This window comes from Salegentibacter profundi (assembly GCF_054121475.1).
Genome location: NZ_JBSYGG010000003.1, coordinates 1 through 14,226 on the forward strand (window position 1 = coordinate 1; position 14,226 = coordinate 14,226).

Annotated in this window: 15 protein-coding genes and 1 tRNA gene; 9 read left to right on the forward strand and 7 right to left on the reverse strand. The window is 39.3% G+C overall.

All coding sequences use genetic code 11. From position 1 onward, the window contains the following. Positions 1–170: 170 nt before the first annotated feature. A tRNA-Ser gene (locus ACW6NC_RS05065) sits at positions 171–258 on the reverse strand. A 229-nt stretch (positions 259–487) separates the two neighbouring features. Here ACW6NC_RS05065 and ACW6NC_RS05070 point away from each other — a divergent pair. The 7 genes from ACW6NC_RS05070 (at position 488) to ACW6NC_RS05100 (ending at position 7,582) form a co-directional block, all read left to right on the forward strand. Further along, positions 488–1,126 (forward strand): SGNH/GDSL hydrolase family protein, encoded by a 639-nt coding sequence (locus tag ACW6NC_RS05070; RefSeq protein WP_457864088.1) that lies wholly within the window; start codon positions 488–490, stop codon positions 1,124–1,126. An 80-nt stretch (positions 1,127–1,206) separates the two neighbouring features. Next, entirely contained in the window at positions 1,207–2,223 is a 1,017-nt protein-coding gene (locus ACW6NC_RS05075; protein ID WP_457864090.1) for a M28 family metallopeptidase, read from the forward strand. 131 nt (positions 2,224–2,354) lie between these two features. Then, entirely contained in the window at positions 2,355–2,537 is a 183-nt protein-coding gene (locus tag ACW6NC_RS05080) for a hypothetical protein (RefSeq protein ID WP_457864092.1), read from the forward strand. Between the two features lie 68 nt (positions 2,538–2,605). Then, positions 2,606–3,181, forward strand: a complete 576-nt coding sequence (locus ACW6NC_RS05085) for a cob(I)yrinic acid a,c-diamide adenosyltransferase (protein WP_457864094.1) — start codon at positions 2,606–2,608, stop codon at positions 3,179–3,181. Between the two features lie 151 nt (positions 3,182–3,332). Next, positions 3,333–3,554, forward strand: coding sequence for a DUF2795 domain-containing protein (locus ACW6NC_RS05090; protein WP_008272287.1), 222 nt, complete (start codon positions 3,333–3,335; stop codon positions 3,552–3,554). A gap of 86 nt (positions 3,555–3,640) precedes the next feature. Continuing rightward, on the forward strand, positions 3,641–6,994 hold the full coding sequence (gene secA, locus ACW6NC_RS05095) for a preprotein translocase subunit SecA (protein WP_457864095.1): 3,354 nt from the start codon (positions 3,641–3,643) through the stop codon (positions 6,992–6,994). Positions 6,995–7,105: 111 nt separating this feature from the next. Continuing rightward, positions 7,106–7,582 carry a DUF4199 domain-containing protein gene (locus ACW6NC_RS05100; RefSeq protein WP_457864096.1) on the forward strand — a complete coding sequence of 159 codons (477 nt, stop codon included), beginning with the start codon at positions 7,106–7,108 and terminating at the stop codon, positions 7,580–7,582. A gap of 1 nt (position 7,583) precedes the next feature. Here the strand turns inward: ACW6NC_RS05100 and ACW6NC_RS05105 are convergent, their stop codons facing one another. The 4 genes from ACW6NC_RS05105 to ACW6NC_RS05120 all read right to left on the reverse strand — a co-directional run bounded on the left by ACW6NC_RS05105 (position 7,584) and on the right by ACW6NC_RS05120 (position 10,868). Beyond that, positions 7,584–8,273 carry a peptidoglycan DD-metalloendopeptidase family protein gene (locus ACW6NC_RS05105; RefSeq protein WP_457864097.1) on the reverse strand — a complete coding sequence of 230 codons (690 nt, stop codon included), beginning with the start codon at positions 8,271–8,273 and terminating at the stop codon, positions 7,584–7,586. 73 nt (positions 8,274–8,346) lie between these two features. Continuing rightward, the gene (locus ACW6NC_RS05110) at positions 8,347–9,747 is read right to left on the reverse strand and encodes a hypothetical protein (protein ID WP_457864099.1); all 1,401 of its coding nucleotides are present in this window, start codon (positions 9,745–9,747) and stop codon (positions 8,347–8,349) included. Further along, positions 9,728–10,339, reverse strand: a complete 612-nt coding sequence (locus tag ACW6NC_RS05115; RefSeq protein ID WP_457864101.1) for a hypothetical protein — start codon at positions 10,337–10,339, stop codon at positions 9,728–9,730. Before ACW6NC_RS05115 ends, ACW6NC_RS05110 begins: the two co-directional genes overlap by 20 nt. Continuing rightward, positions 10,323–10,868 carry an RNA polymerase sigma factor gene (locus ACW6NC_RS05120; protein WP_457864103.1) on the reverse strand — a complete coding sequence of 182 codons (546 nt, stop codon included), beginning with the start codon at positions 10,866–10,868 and terminating at the stop codon, positions 10,323–10,325. The genes ACW6NC_RS05115 and ACW6NC_RS05120 overlap by 17 nt, the downstream gene beginning before the upstream one ends. Before the next feature lie 172 nt (positions 10,869–11,040). On the opposite strand from ACW6NC_RS05120, the gene ACW6NC_RS05125 reads away from it, so the two are divergent. Further along, entirely contained in the window at positions 11,041–11,619 is a 579-nt protein-coding gene (locus tag ACW6NC_RS05125) for a DUF2911 domain-containing protein (RefSeq protein ID WP_457864104.1), read from the forward strand. A 22-nt stretch (positions 11,620–11,641) separates the two neighbouring features. Here ACW6NC_RS05125 and ACW6NC_RS05130 read toward each other — a convergent pair whose 3' ends face one another. Continuing rightward, positions 11,642–12,070, reverse strand: coding sequence for an organic hydroperoxide resistance protein (locus ACW6NC_RS05130; RefSeq protein ID WP_457864106.1), 429 nt, complete (start codon positions 12,068–12,070; stop codon positions 11,642–11,644). Between the two features lie 99 nt (positions 12,071–12,169). Between ACW6NC_RS05130 and meaB the strand changes: the two genes are divergently transcribed. Then, a complete protein-coding gene (meaB, locus tag ACW6NC_RS05135; RefSeq protein ID WP_457864108.1) occupies positions 12,170–13,255 on the forward strand; it encodes a methylmalonyl Co-A mutase-associated GTPase MeaB in 1,086 nt (361 codons plus the stop codon). Here the strand turns inward: meaB and ACW6NC_RS05140 are convergent. After that, a complete protein-coding gene (locus ACW6NC_RS05140) occupies positions 13,233–14,186 on the reverse strand; it encodes an NAD-dependent epimerase/dehydratase family protein (RefSeq protein ID WP_457864109.1) in 954 nt (317 codons plus the stop codon). The genes meaB and ACW6NC_RS05140 overlap by 23 nt on opposite strands. Positions 14,187–14,226: the final 40 nt, after the last annotated feature.

Sequence of the window (14,226 nt, forward strand, 5' to 3'; positions counted from 1 at the left end):
AGGAGTGAAAAATGTAGAATTCTTTCTATACAGATTAACCACAATCTTTGCTTAAACACAACTATTAGGCTTGATCCTCCTTGATCCCCAATCAAGCCGGTACAAATTACGGACAAATAGGAAACAAAAAAACCGTAACTACTGTATTATCAGCGTGTTACGGTTTTTAGTGGCGGAGGAAGAGGGATTCGAACCCCCGGAGGTGTGACCCTCAACAGTTTTCAAGACTGCCGCATTCGACCACTCTGCCATTCCTCCTTAGCGGATGCAAATATAATAAGCTTTTTCAATTACACACAATAAAAACTTTAAGTTTTTCAGACCTTTCTGTAGGTAATTAATTTTCAGCTTATAAACGATAATTTTTTTAATAGTTCCACGGGCTTTCATAACTTTAGCCTTAAATCAAAACCCGATGAAAAATATTTATGTCTTTATTATATTAGTCTTTGGTATATTCACATTAAGTGCTCAAAATCAAGATCGAATGGAACAGGATTGGTCTAATCTCCAAAAATACCAAGAGGAGAATCAAAAGATCATAAATTCAGATAAAAAACCACTTGCTGTTTTTATGGGAAACTCCATAACTGAAGGCTGGGTCAACACAAATTCCGAATTTTTTACTAAAAATAACATCATTGGACGCGGGATAGGAGGTCAAACCACACCTCAAATGTTAATACGTTTTACTCCCGATGTAATTGATCTGGAACCTAAAGTTGTGGTGATTTTGGCCGGCACCAATGATATTGCCGGAAATACTGGTGCTTCTACAGTAAAAATGATAACGGACAATATCAAAGCTATGGCTCAGCTTGCCAAAGCCAACGGGATTAAAGTGGTTATAAGTTCCATTCTTCCTGTATACCAATATCCCTGGAAACCAGAAATTAAACCAGTTGAAAAAATTACAGCTGTAAATAACTGGCTGAAAGATTATGCCCGTACTAATGACCATATCTATCTCGATTATTTTCCTGCTTTAGCCAATAAAAAGAGGGGAATGAAAGCCGAATATGCTGAAGATGGCGTCCATCCTACAAAAAAAGCTTATTCGGTTATGGAGCCTCTTGTCCTTGAAGCCATAGAGAAAGCTCTGAAATGGAAAAATACTGATGAATAAAGCTTGTTTTCAGCTGCGGCACTTGATTATTAATACTGAAAAACCCTATCTTGGGGCTTTTTTAAATCAATTATTAAATTATGAAAAAGATATTCTTAATTGCCCTTACCGCGGGCTTTTTTAGTTGCGGGGTTCATCACAAAAATATTGAAAATGCTGATCCGATGGAGTATGCAAATACGATTACTACTCAGGAACTAAAAGATCACCTGAATGTTTTTGCTAGTGATGAATTTGAAGGTCGGGACACTGGTGAACCTGGTCAAAAGAAAGCTGCCGAATACCTTCGGGCCGAATTCATTAATTTAAATATCCCTTCACCTGAAGGAGTAGAAAACCATTACCAGGTCATTCCAACAGAATTTTTTGATGAAAAACTTAAAGCCTCAGAGAATGTGCTGGGATATATTGAAGGAAGTGAGTTTCCAGGAGAGGTGCTCATTATTACTTCGCATTATGACCACGTGGGAATTGATGAGGAAGGAAACATATATAATGGTGCCGATGATGGTGGTTCAGGGCCAATGGGAGTAATTGAAATTGCTGAAGCTTTTGCGGAAGCCAGAAGAGATGGGTACACCCCTAAACGCTCAATTCTTTTTATGCTACTCACCGGAGAGGAAAAAGGGCTATTAGGTTCAAAATATTACACCGAAAATCCTGTTTTCCCTCTTGAAAATACCGTGGCTAACCTAAATGCTGATATGATTGGTCGTATTGACCAAGAGCACGAAGGTAACGATAACTATGTATATTTAATTGGAAGTGATAAACTAAGCACAGATCTACATGAACTTAGTGAAGATGTAAATTCTGAGTTTATGAACATGGAGCTGGATTATACATATAATGATGAAAATGATCCCAACCGTTTTTATTACAGAAGTGATCATTACAATTTTGCCAAAAATAATATTCCAGTGATCTTTTACTTTAACGGAGTTCACCCGGATTATCACCAACCTACCGATACTGCCGAAAAAATTGAATATGAAGCCTTAAAAAAGCGGGCTCAATTGATTTTTCTCACAGCCTGGGAAATCGCCAATCGCGATGAGCGCTTAGTCGTAGATAAAGCCACTGACACCGAAGAATAATGGATTTACAATCTTAATATAAACCCCGTCTTTTGGGGTTTATATTTTCCATATTATCATCAATCTATTGATAGTCAAGGTATGACAAATTATAATTATTTATTACCTTGTAAAAAATTATCAAGATAACAATGATCGATTTCGACCAGGAAACCTGGATTTATCTCGCTATTATCGTGGTTTTTCTCGTTATTTTTATGTGGAATTCACGCCGCGCGAAACAAAACAGGAAAGCCCGCAAAAATGAAAACTTCCGAAGACGTTATCTAGCACGTCGGAAAAAACAGCAATCTGAAGCAGAAAATCATATTTAAGCTTTCAATAAATCATATGCGGCAGACTCTTTTCACTTCCTTTTGTACCTTTGAGGGAAATATCATTTATGAAAATTTACACAAAAACAGGTGATCAAGGAACTACGGCACTTTTTGGAGGTACACGAGTTCCCAAACATCATATTCGTATAGAAAGTTACGGCACTATAGATGAATTGAACTCCTATATAGGTTTGGTTCGTGATCAGGAAATAGACAAAAACACCTATAAAGTTCTAATAAAAATTCAGGATCGTCTCTTTACTATTGGATCTATGCTAGCCACCGATCCTAAAAAAGCAACCCTGAAAAGTGGAAAAGAAAGGTTGAATATCCCTAAAATCACTGCAGAGGATATAGAACTACTTGAAAAGAAAATGGATAGAATGAACGAGGAATTGCCTGAGATGACCCATTTTGTGCTTCCGGGAGGTCATCAAAGCGTGTCATTCTGTCACATAGCTCGCTGTGTATGCCGCCGTGCGGAGCGGATGGTAACGGCGTTAAATGAAATTGAAAAACTTGATCAGAGACTATTGCAATACCTTAACCGACTTTCTGACTATCTCTTTGTGCTGGCACGGAAGTTGAGCCACGAATTACAGGCCGATGAGATAGAATGGATTCCTCCAAAATCCTCATAAAAAGCCTAAAGCGGATTTTTAAAATAATAATTTTCACTGAAATTTATAATTTTAGAAAAAGTTCTTATTTTATTGAGAAAATAATAGATTTTTTTCTTTGCTATATCAGCAAAAAATTTATTTTTGCAAAAATAAAAAACCCGATTAACCAATGTACTGGACTTTAGAATTAGCATCATATTTAAGCGATGCACCATGGCCGGCAACCAAAGATGAGTTAATTGATTATGCAATCAGGACCGGAGCCCCCTTGGAGGTTGTGGAAAACCTGCAGGCTATTGAAGATGAAGGAGATTCATACGATTCTATTGAAGAAATATGGCCCGACTATCCCACTGACGAAGATTATCTTTGGAATGAGGATGAATATTAGAAATCACGCAAAAAAATAGAAAAAAGTCTCCAAAGCGAGGCTTTTTTTTTGCGTACATTTGAACCTTATTAAACGTAAAAACTATTATGAGTTTTTTAGATTCTGTATTAAAAGTATTTGTAGGCGATAAATCCAAAAAAGACGTCAAGGAAATAACACCTATAGTAGATAAGATCAAGGCCCTTGAACCTGATTTTGAAAAATTGAGCCTTGATGAATTAAGAGGAAAAACCACCACTTTTAAAAACCAAATTTCTGAAGCTTTAAAAGAGGTGAATACCCAGATTGCTGATTTGGAGAAAGAAGCTGATGAGTCTGACGATATTACCAGAAAAGAGGATATTTATGCGGAAATTGACTCATTAAAAGATAAGGCCTATGAAATTTCAGAGAAGGTTCTCAATGACATACTTCCTGAGGCTTTTGCCACGGTAAAGGAAACAGCAAAACGATTCTTCCATAATACTGAACTCAAGGTTGCCGCTACAGAATATGACCGGGAGCTTTCAGCGGAGAAAGATTATATTAATCTTGAAGAGGAACATGCTATTTGGAGTAATTCCTGGGATGCCGCTGGCAAACCTATTACCTGGGATATGATCCATTATGATGTTCAGCTCATCGGTGGAGTTGCCATGCACCAGGGAAAAATTGCAGAGATGCAAACCGGGGAAGGTAAAACTCTTGTAGCTACCCTTCCGATGTACCTTAATGCCCTTACGGGTAAAGGAGTCCATCTGGTAACGGTTAATGATTACCTAGCCAAACGTGACAGCGCATGGATGGCTCCGATTTTCCAATTTCACGGCCTTAGTGTCGATTGTATTGACTACCACCGACCTAATTCTGCGGCAAGGAGAAAAGCGTATAATGCCGATATTACTTATGGAACCAATAATGAGTTCGGTTTTGATTATTTGAGGGATAATATGTCTCATTCTCCCGATGATCTTGTGCAACGCCCCCATAATTACGCTATTGTAGATGAGGTGGATTCTGTACTTGTGGATGATGCGCGAACTCCGCTAATTATTTCCGGACCAATTCCCAAAGGAAATGTTCACGAATTCGATGAACTAAAACCCGCTATAGCCACCATCGTTGAAAAGCAACGCAGTCACCTTACCAAAGTGCTGGCTGAGGCTAAAAAACTTATAAAGGAAGGCGACACCAAAGAGGGTGCTTTTTTATTGCTTAGGGTTTACCGAGGATTGCCCAAAAATAAGGCGCTGATCAAGTTTCTCAGTGAAGAAGGGATAAAGCAATTACTGCAAAAGACGGAAAATCATTATATGCAGGACAACAACAGGGAAATGCCCAAAGTTGATGAAGACCTGTACTTTACCATTGAGGAAAAAAACAACCAGATAGACCTTACCGATAAAGGTATAGAATTCCTTTCCGGAAAAGATGAACCGGATTTCTTCGTGATGCCCGAGATCGGAATGGAAATCGCCAAAATTGAAAAAGAGGAGCTTCCCAAGGAAGAAGAAGCTGAGAAAAAAGAAGAGCTATTTCGTGAATATAGTGTAAAGAGCGAGCGCATCCATACCCTTCGGCAATTGCTTAAAGCATATACCCTATTTGAGAAAGATACGGAGTATGTAGTGATAGATAATAAAGTAAAGATCGTAGATGAACAAACTGGCCGTATCATGGAGGGCCGGCGTTACAGCGATGGGCTTCACCAGGCTATTGAAGCCAAGGAAAATGTAAAGATCGAAGATGCTACTCAAACCTTCGCCACGGTAACCCTACAGAATTATTTTAGGATGTACCGGAAACTTTCTGGTATGACAGGTACAGCTGTAACCGAGGCCGGGGAACTATGGGAGATTTACAAACTGGATGTTGTTGAAATTCCAACCAACCGTCCTATAGCCAGAATTGACAAAGAAGATTTGGTTTACAAAACCAAACGGGAAAAATACAACGCGGTCATTGACCATGTAACTGAACTATCGCGAGCCGGGAGACCAGTATTGATTGGTACAACCTCGGTAGAGATTTCGGAATTATTAAGCCGTATGCTAAAACTGCGCAACGTACCGCACAATGTACTTAACGCCAAATTGCATAAAAAAGAGGCCGATATTGTTGCAGAAGCTGGTAAATCAGGTATCGTAACTATTGCCACGAATATGGCCGGAAGGGGTACGGATATTAAACTTAGCCCAGAGGTTAAAGAAGCAGGTGGTTTAGCTATAGTTGGAACCGAAAGACATGATTCTAGACGGGTAGACAGGCAGTTAAGAGGTCGAGCTGGTAGACAGGGAGATCCAGGCAGCTCCCAATTCTATGTTTCCCTTGAGGACAACCTTATGCGGTTATTTGGTTCGGAAAGGATTGCAAAATTAATGGACAAAATGGGACTTGAAGAAGGCGAGGTAATTCAGCACTCCATGATCTCAAAATCCATTGAACGGGCACAGAAAAAAGTAGAGGAAAATAATTTCGGAATCCGTAAGCGTTTGCTGGAATATGATGATGTGATGAATGCCCAGCGGGAAGTGATTTATAAGCGTCGTTATCATGCGCTATTTGGGGAACGTCTACGCGTGGATATCGCCAATATGATTTTCGATACCTCCGAGGCTATCACTGAAGGAAATAAAATTGCCCAGGATTTCAAAAACTTTGAGTTTGAACTCATCCGCTATTTCTCTATGAGCTCACCGGTTACCGAGGAGGAGTTTGAGAAAATGGGGGTTCAGAAGATCGCTGGTGAAGTTTATAAAAGCGCCTATAAACATTACCAGGAAAAAATGGAAAACAGTGCCGAAAAGGCATTCCCTGTAATTAAACAGGTATATGAAGGGGATAACAAATTCGAGAGAATTTCCGTGCCTTTTACCGATGGACAGAAGACCCTTCAGGTAGTCACTAACCTTGAGAAAGCTTATGAAACTGAAGGCGCTCAACTGGTCAAGGATTTTGAGAAAAATATTACTTTGGCCATTATCGACGACGCCTGGAAAACGCATCTTCGAAAGATGGACGAGCTAAAACAGAGTGTCCAATTGGCGGTTCATGAACAAAAAGATCCTCTTCTCATCTATAAATTCGAAGCTTTCGAATTATTCAAAGCAATGATCGATCAGGTGAACCGAGATGTTATCTCCTTTTTATTCAAGGGAGAAATTCCAGAAGGAAATGTGTCTAATATTTCGGAGGCAAGACAACCAAGGAAAAAAGAAAACCTGGAGACTCAGAAGGATGAAATTCCTAATATGGATGAACGAGCAGCTCAAAATAGGGCCGCCGGTCAAACCCAACGTCGTCCCCAAGTTACCGAAACCATTACCAGAGACCAGCCCAAAATAGGTCGGAACGATAAGGTAACTATCAAAAACGTGATGAGCGGAGAGAACAAGACCATGAAATTCAAACAAGCTATTCCACTCTTGGATAAAGGGGATTGGGTCCTTGTTGAAAAGTGATTATCCTAATAATAAAAATTGATAAATCCCGAGGTTGATGCTTCGGGATTTTTGTTTTTACTGGAAAGTGATTTTTTACGTATTTTTAACACGACTTACCAATTCTGAGATATGAAGAACTATATCATTGAGATTAAATGGGGAATCATCTTTTTTACCGTTTCCCTGCTATGGATGTATTTTGAAAAAGCCATGGGATGGCATGATACTTTGATTTCTGACCATGCCATTTACACCAACTTTTTCGGCCTGTTCGCACTGGCGATCTACTTGTTTGCCATTTATGATAAAAGAAAGAATTATTTTCAGGGTAAAATGACCTGGAAACAGGGTTTCGTTTCAGGGGTTATCTTAACTATAGTAGTCACAATCCTTTCTCCCCTGGGACAATACATTACCCACAAATTCATTACCCCTGATTATTTGGATAATATGATAAGCTATACAACGCAGAACGGTAGAATGAATAAAGAAGAAGCTCAGGCCTATTTCAATCTGCAATCCTACATCATTCAATCAGTAGCAGGAGCCTTAATGATGGGGGTGGTTACTTCGGCTATCGTCGGACTTATTTTAAAACGCAAATAACCTAGTGCCTTAACTTGAGTAATAAATCGGGGTCTGGACAGTTACGAAGATAAAAATCAAGATCTCGTCTTGAGGCCACCCCCGGGAAATCTCCAATCTTATCTTCCAGGTGACCGATGATCTGAAAATGCAGATGGGGTGCGTAATCTCCGTTTTCTTCCTTTGTACCCAACTCTCCGATTCTTTCCCCTTTTTTGACCTCCCGGCCGATTTCTAAATTTTCCAGTGATTTCCTGCTCAGATGGCCATAAAGAGAAAAGAACTTATCACTATTGAGGTTATGCTCAAGAATAATGGTAGGACCATAATCTCCGAAGTTTGCATTATCCTTAAAACTATGGATTTTCCCGTCTAAAACCGCCAAAACAGCTGTATTAGCTGGAGCCCAGAAATCCATTCCCAAATGAATATCTCGTTCATCCTCCATATGGCTGAAAAGCTCACTACGCCTATAGAGTTTTCTGATTTCAGAATAACCCCCGAAAGCCACCTTTTTACCAGTGTTTTTAAGGTAATTATCAATAAATGCCGAAAAGGCTTTCGCAGAAGATATATCGATTTTATCCAGCTCTTTATTGGTTTCAGAAAGATCTATACCGATATAATCTTCGGGCCCGAAACTGGTATCTAAAACACTGGTAAACCGCTGAGTTAGATTCCATATAAACTTTTCAAATCCTGATCTTTCCATCTTTTTAGTTTTTAAAACAAAAACCCGCAACAAAGGCTGCAGGTTTTTATTCTCCAAAAATAAGCGCTGATTTTTAATTTAGCAAGACATCACTAAAACTAGCTTTAATCGTCACTGAAGCATTAGCATCACGGGTTTTATTATACCCATTAAGACTTTCGTTATCATAGGATTTACTGCTGGTTAGCTTCAAGGCTGATGGGGTTTTAATCTTGCTTTTTGTTCCATTATAACTAAAATTAAAGGCGGTATCTGGCAAAGACAACTCCATATCACTGTTTTGTAAGCTTACATCCAGGTTTTTAAATCCTGCATCAAGCTTGCCAATGGACAGCTTACCAAAACTTCCACTAAGAATTCCGGTCTCCCCTATTTCATGGAAAACAATATCGCTGGATTTGGAATCAAGTTTAATACTAAGAGCTTTGTCAATCTCAAATTCCTTTACATAACTTGCGCTGAGCACCCCGTAATTCCAGTTTTTAACCTTTACAGGAGTATAAGCTGCTTTCACCTCGGTCTTTTTACCGCCAATGGTAGTTGCCGTAAAACGACTATGTGAAAGATCTGCCTTTAAATTAGTCGTTGTACCGCTAAGTTGAACATCTCCATGACGCACTTCCAGATTCAAACTGGATTTTCGAGGAATATTTAGTTTAAGGGTTTTTTTAGCACTTCCATCTTTACTTTTTAGCACTCTGATCTTGCCGAGATCGCCATTGCTATTTTCCATATCTGCCTCGAACTGTTCAGCCCATTTCTCCATATCCTGGCCAAAGTTCTCCCCCCAGGCTTCCATTTTCTTACCAAATTCTTCTCCCCAGGCTTCCATATCTTCCCCAAAGCTCTCTCCCCAGGCCTCCATATCCATCTCAAACTTCTTCATGTTCGGATTGTTTTCAAATTCTTCTGCCCATTTTTCCATAGCCTTTTCAAAGTCTTCCCCAAAATTACCTTCCATTTCCTTCTCAAATCTTTCGAGATATTTATCACCGTCTTTGCGGTAAGCTTCGTAATCAAATTTTATGTTTCCCATACTCTCAGCAAATTCTGGCGGGAGCGGGTTGTTGGTAATGCTTTCTAAAAGAGGCCCAAGATTTTCCATCAGCGGACCAAGCATCTCGGGTAATTGCGCCAAAGGTTCTTCTAGGCCTTCCATACTCTTTTCCCAATTCATCGCAACAGGTCCTGAGTTGATCTCGATTTCACCTGCCGAAGCTTTAATTTCAGGTTTCCAATCCTCGGTAAGCTTTTTTCGGGCTTCTTCATCCATTCCTTTGGTGTCCAAAAGCGACTCCACCTTAACCTCATTCTTATCCCAATAGTCGATTACAATATTGGTATGGCTGCTATTTATTCTTATTTCGACATCATTGTCAACCTTGTAACTTTTATCCAAGGTTTTGGTTTGGGCAATCGCGGTGGCACTGATCAGTGCCAGTATCGCCAATAGATTATACCTGATAGTTTTCATATTGTTCGTCTTTTGATTGATTGATTTCCTTTAATTTATTCTTTAATTTATAAAGCAGTTCCAGGCGTAGTTGAAGGTTCCCGATCATAGCATCGATACTTTGTTCATTAGGCCCATTCTTACTTATTTCCAAATTCAGTCGCTGATATTCTTCATCCAGATCTGCCAGTTGTTCCATAAAAGAATTGATCAGGTCCCGGTTGTCATCATTAATATCTATTTTCGCCAGTTCCATATTCAAACTCGCCAGATAAAAATTTTCAATTTTCTTGAATTCTGGAGAAACTTCACTGAGTTGAAATTGTTTCTCTTGAGGAGTTTCAAAAGTAGACTCCTCTTCAAGTTCCTCTGAATCGGTTTCAACAACAGGTTGACTGGTTAATCCATTTGGCTGGAGCAGGTAAAAACCAATCGCCAGGGCTACTACCAAAACAGCTGCTATTTTCATAAAGAAATAAAGCTGATTATGTTTTGAGCTTTCCGGAAATGTTTCATCCAGTCTCGCTTCAAATCTTTTTTTATGCCCCTTGGGTAATTTTTCGGGAGTATGGGGGGCTTCGTTTTTAAACATTTCCCTAATATCCTGTTCCATGTCTTTGTATTTTTAATTCTTCCTGCAATTTTTTCTTTCCTCGGTGTACCAATGTTCTAGAGGCAACCTGGCTTATTTCTAATATTTCTGAGATCTCCTCGTGATCATATCCTTCCATCAAAAACAACATTAAAGGATATCTATACTTTTCAGGGAGATTTTCCATGCATTTTTTAATTTGTTCCAGACTCACTCCTTCCTCCACTTTCCAATTTTCATTTTCATCCACCGAGCTTAACACCTGTTCATTTATTGCCACCAATTCCAGTTTCTTGGCCTTTAATTTATCTATGCATTTATTGATCACAATTTTCTTAAGCCAGGCGCCAAAGCTTACTTCCCCAGTGAACTGATCAAGTTTGGTGAATGCTTTAATAAATGCTTCCTGCATAGCGTCTTCGGCTTCAAAACGGTCTTTCATAAAGCGAAAGGCTACATAATACATCCCTTCACTGTACTTGTTGTAAAGCTTAAGTTGGGCCCTCCGGTCCTTCTGTTTACAAGCCTCTATTAATTGGTGTTGTATCAAAATTTAAACTGATTGGTTACTATAAAGACGATAGGCATTTTGCAATGTTGCACACCTGGTTATTTTTTTGAAATTAATTAAAATCAACTTATAATGCCTAAATTTATTATGGTAAGTAAAAAACCAGATGGTATTATAAACTGAACTAAAGTTCTTTAGAAAAATAATGGCAATGAATTCAACCCTTAAAACCACCTTAAAGATCGTTGGTATAATTCTGGTATTATCAGCCGGAATTATTTATTTCCTTCGGACCACTACAAAAACGCATAGCCCTGAGGAGACTGTCACTTTTTCGAAAGGAAATCTGGAACTGGAAGTATTTTATAACAGGCCATACAAAAAAGACAGGGTGATATTCGGAGAACTTGTTCCTTATAATGAGGTATGGCGAACTGGAGCCAATGAAGCTACAACGTTCAGCACTAATCAAGATATTCTGGTTGATGGTTCGGAATTGGATTCCGGAAAATATACACTCTGGACAATTCCTATGGAAGAATCCTGGAAAGTAATATTCAATTCAAAGATGTATCCCTGGGGAATTAATCTTGAGGAAAAAGCCTATAGGGATCCCCAATATGATGAGCTAGTGCTCGAAGTTCCGGTAAGGCTTTCCAAAACCAGTATTGAACAGTTTACGATTCTCTTTGAGGAGGCAAACGACCTTATCTTTATGGTTTTATCATGGGATAAAACCAGAATCGTAGTACCTTTAAAAGAAAAAGAGCCGTCTTCCAACGGCTCCTAATTTTCCTATAACAGAATGTTTATCAATCTTCGTCAACCAATAAATTAAGGGTGACATCAATATTATCACGGGTTGCCCGAGAATATGGGCAAATCTCATGTGCCTCATTAATAAGTTTCTCTCCTGTTTCCACATCAACACCGGGAATATAGCAGTCCAGGATCGCCGCAAGCTGAAGATCGTCATCCTCCGTTTTACCGAGGTCTATTATTGCCGTTACGCTGAAATCGCCAAGATCTACTTTGTGGTCTTTTGCAACGGCCTCCAAAGCACTTCCGAAACAGGCAGAATACCCGGCTGCAAAGAGTTGTTCGGGATTACTGTATTTTCCGCCTTCGCCACCAAGGCTTTTTGGTATACTTAATTTCATATCTAAAACGCCATCATCACTGGTAGTATGCCCATGTCTGGCTCCTTTAGTTGTTACAGTGGCTGTGTACAATGTTTTCATCTTATTGTTTTTAATTAACTTTATTGTCTGCTTCAATATAACAAGCATAAAATACCGAAGCAAAGAATGAATTCATAAATTTGTCATAAATAACTCAGCTTGACCCCAAAAAAAAATCCATCCGCTCTAAAAGAATCAGATTCCAATAGGTCTGCTGTAAACGTGAATGAGGGTGCTGCTGAAAAATTCAAGGCTCGACGAAAAAACTCACTCTCAGAGAAAGATTTACTGACCCAATTACTAAATGGTAATAAAGTTGCCCTGGGTCGAGCCATTACGCTGGTCGAAAGCAACCAACCAAAACATACAGATAAAGCAGAAATTTTGATTGAAGGGGCGCTACCCCACGCCCAGAAATCCATACGCATAGGGATCACCGGGGTTCCGGGAGTGGGGAAAAGCACCTTTATAGAACGTTTAGGAACCCACCTGATAAAACAAGGCAAAAAAGTGGCTGTACTGGCAGTAGACCCAAGCAGTACCTTATCCAAAGGAAGCATTCTTGGCGATAAAACCAGAATGGAAAACCTGGTAAAGGAGGAGAACGCATTTGTAAGACCTTCTCCTTCAGGAAAATCCCTGGGTGGAGTGGCACGTAAATCCCGGGAGAGTATATTGTTGTGTGAAGCTGCGGGTTTTGACATTATTTTAATTGAAACCGTAGGAGTTGGTCAGAGCGAAACTACCGTGCATAGTATGACAGATTTCTTTTTACTTCTCAAACTTGCCGGTGCCGGAGATGAGTTACAGGGAATTAAGCGCGGCATCATAGAAATGGCCGATGCCATAGTGATAAATAAAGCAGATGGTGATAATCTTAAAGCGGCCCGTGAAGCAAAATTGGAATTCCGAAGAGCATTAAATCTCTATCCTGCCAAAGAAAGTGGATGGAAACCAAAAGTCACCTTATGTAGTGCTCTGGAGAATACTGGAATTTCCGATATTTGGAATTTAATATTAAAATTTAAAAATCAAACCCATGCCAATGGTTATTTTGAACATCATCGAAGGGAACAGAATAAGTTCTGGATGTTCCAGACTATCGATGAACACCTTAAAAATCGATTCTACAGGAATCAAAGCATTCAGAAAGCCTTAAAACTTCAACTTAAGGCCATAGAAAATAATCAGATCACTGCATTTGCAGCAGCCAATGAGCTGATCAGGAAATTTGAGGAGACATAAATTCTTTGTACCAATGAACCTGTCTTTCCAGGCCTTCAAAAAGTGATATTTTCGGGTCGTAACCAATTATCTCACGAGCCTTTTCAATTTTAGCCCTAGTACGTAACTGGTCACCTGGACGCCTTGGCAGATTTTTTATTCTCACCTTCTTTCCAAGGATCTCTTCAATAAACTGGATTCCCTGACGAGTGGAAAATTCTTCTTCACTGCCCAGGTTAATAATTTGGGTATTGAGCTTTTCATGGTTCTCCAGGGCTTGGCTAATTCCATTTACGATATCTCCAACATAGGTAAAACTCCTTAAATGCTCCTCACTGCCTTCGAATAACGGAAACTTCTCATCCCTACTAGCGCATTGAATTAGCTTTGTGTATAACTTATCAGGTCGCTCCCGGGGTCCATAAACCGAATACAATCTCAAAGAAGAAGCTTTTATCTTTGCACTTCGAGCCAAGGCCAGAACCTGCTGTTCCGCTGCCAATTTACTAACCCCATAATTGGAAACCGGCCGTGGCACTTCGGTTTCATTAAAAGTGGCTTCTCTTCCGTAAATGGAAGAAGTCCCGATATTAAAAAAATGTTTCAGGTTTTTATTCTCGAGAGAGAAATTCAGCAAGAGTTCTGTGGCATAAACATTATTTGAAAAATAATCATCAAAGTTACTGCGTGATGATATTCCTGGGCGACCGGCAAAATGAAAAACAAAATCAAAATCACGGGGGAGGTTCTGAAAATCTTCAGGATTACGTAGATCCTTTTTCAGAACTTCTATGCCTTTCCCTTGAAGAATTGCCGCATTTTGCCTTTTTAGGGAGGGGTTATAATAATCAGAAAAATTATCAATCCCAATAACTTTATACCCCTGTTCCACAAGTTTTTCGGCCATATGGGAACCTATGAAACCTGCAGCCCCAGTTAGTAAAACTTTCATTTAAACGAATTGGTATTATAAAATGCAAATTACAATCTTA

Coding starts and splice junctions, on each gene's coding strand:
- ACW6NC_RS05070 (WP_457864088.1), top strand. CDS start 488: ATGGAACAGGATTGGTCTAATCTCCAAAAATACCAAGAGGAGAATCAA.
- ACW6NC_RS05075 (WP_457864090.1), top strand. CDS start 1,207: ATGAAAAAGATATTCTTAATTGCCCTTACCGCGGGCTTTTTTAGTTGC.
- ACW6NC_RS05080 (WP_457864092.1), top strand. CDS start 2,355: ATGATCGATTTCGACCAGGAAACCTGGATTTATCTCGCTATTATCGTG.
- ACW6NC_RS05085 (WP_457864094.1), top strand. CDS start 2,606: ATGAAAATTTACACAAAAACAGGTGATCAAGGAACTACGGCACTTTTT.
- ACW6NC_RS05090 (WP_008272287.1), top strand. CDS start 3,333: ATGTACTGGACTTTAGAATTAGCATCATATTTAAGCGATGCACCATGG.
- secA (WP_457864095.1), top strand. CDS start 3,641: ATGAGTTTTTTAGATTCTGTATTAAAAGTATTTGTAGGCGATAAATCC.
- ACW6NC_RS05100 (WP_457864096.1), top strand. CDS start 7,106: ATGAAGAACTATATCATTGAGATTAAATGGGGAATCATCTTTTTTACC.
- ACW6NC_RS05105 (WP_457864097.1), bottom strand. CDS start 8,273: ATGGAAAGATCAGGATTTGAAAAGTTTATATGGAATCTAACTCAGCGG.
- ACW6NC_RS05110 (WP_457864099.1), bottom strand. CDS start 9,747: ATGAAAACTATCAGGTATAATCTATTGGCGATACTGGCACTGATCAGT.
- ACW6NC_RS05115 (WP_457864101.1), bottom strand. CDS start 10,339: ATGGAACAGGATATTAGGGAAATGTTTAAAAACGAAGCCCCCCATACT.
- ACW6NC_RS05125 (WP_457864104.1), top strand. CDS start 11,041: ATGAATTCAACCCTTAAAACCACCTTAAAGATCGTTGGTATAATTCTG.
- ACW6NC_RS05130 (WP_457864106.1), bottom strand. CDS start 12,070: ATGAAAACATTGTACACAGCCACTGTAACAACTAAAGGAGCCAGACAT.
- ACW6NC_RS05140 (WP_457864109.1), bottom strand. CDS start 14,186: ATGAAAGTTTTACTAACTGGGGCTGCAGGTTTCATAGGTTCCCATATG.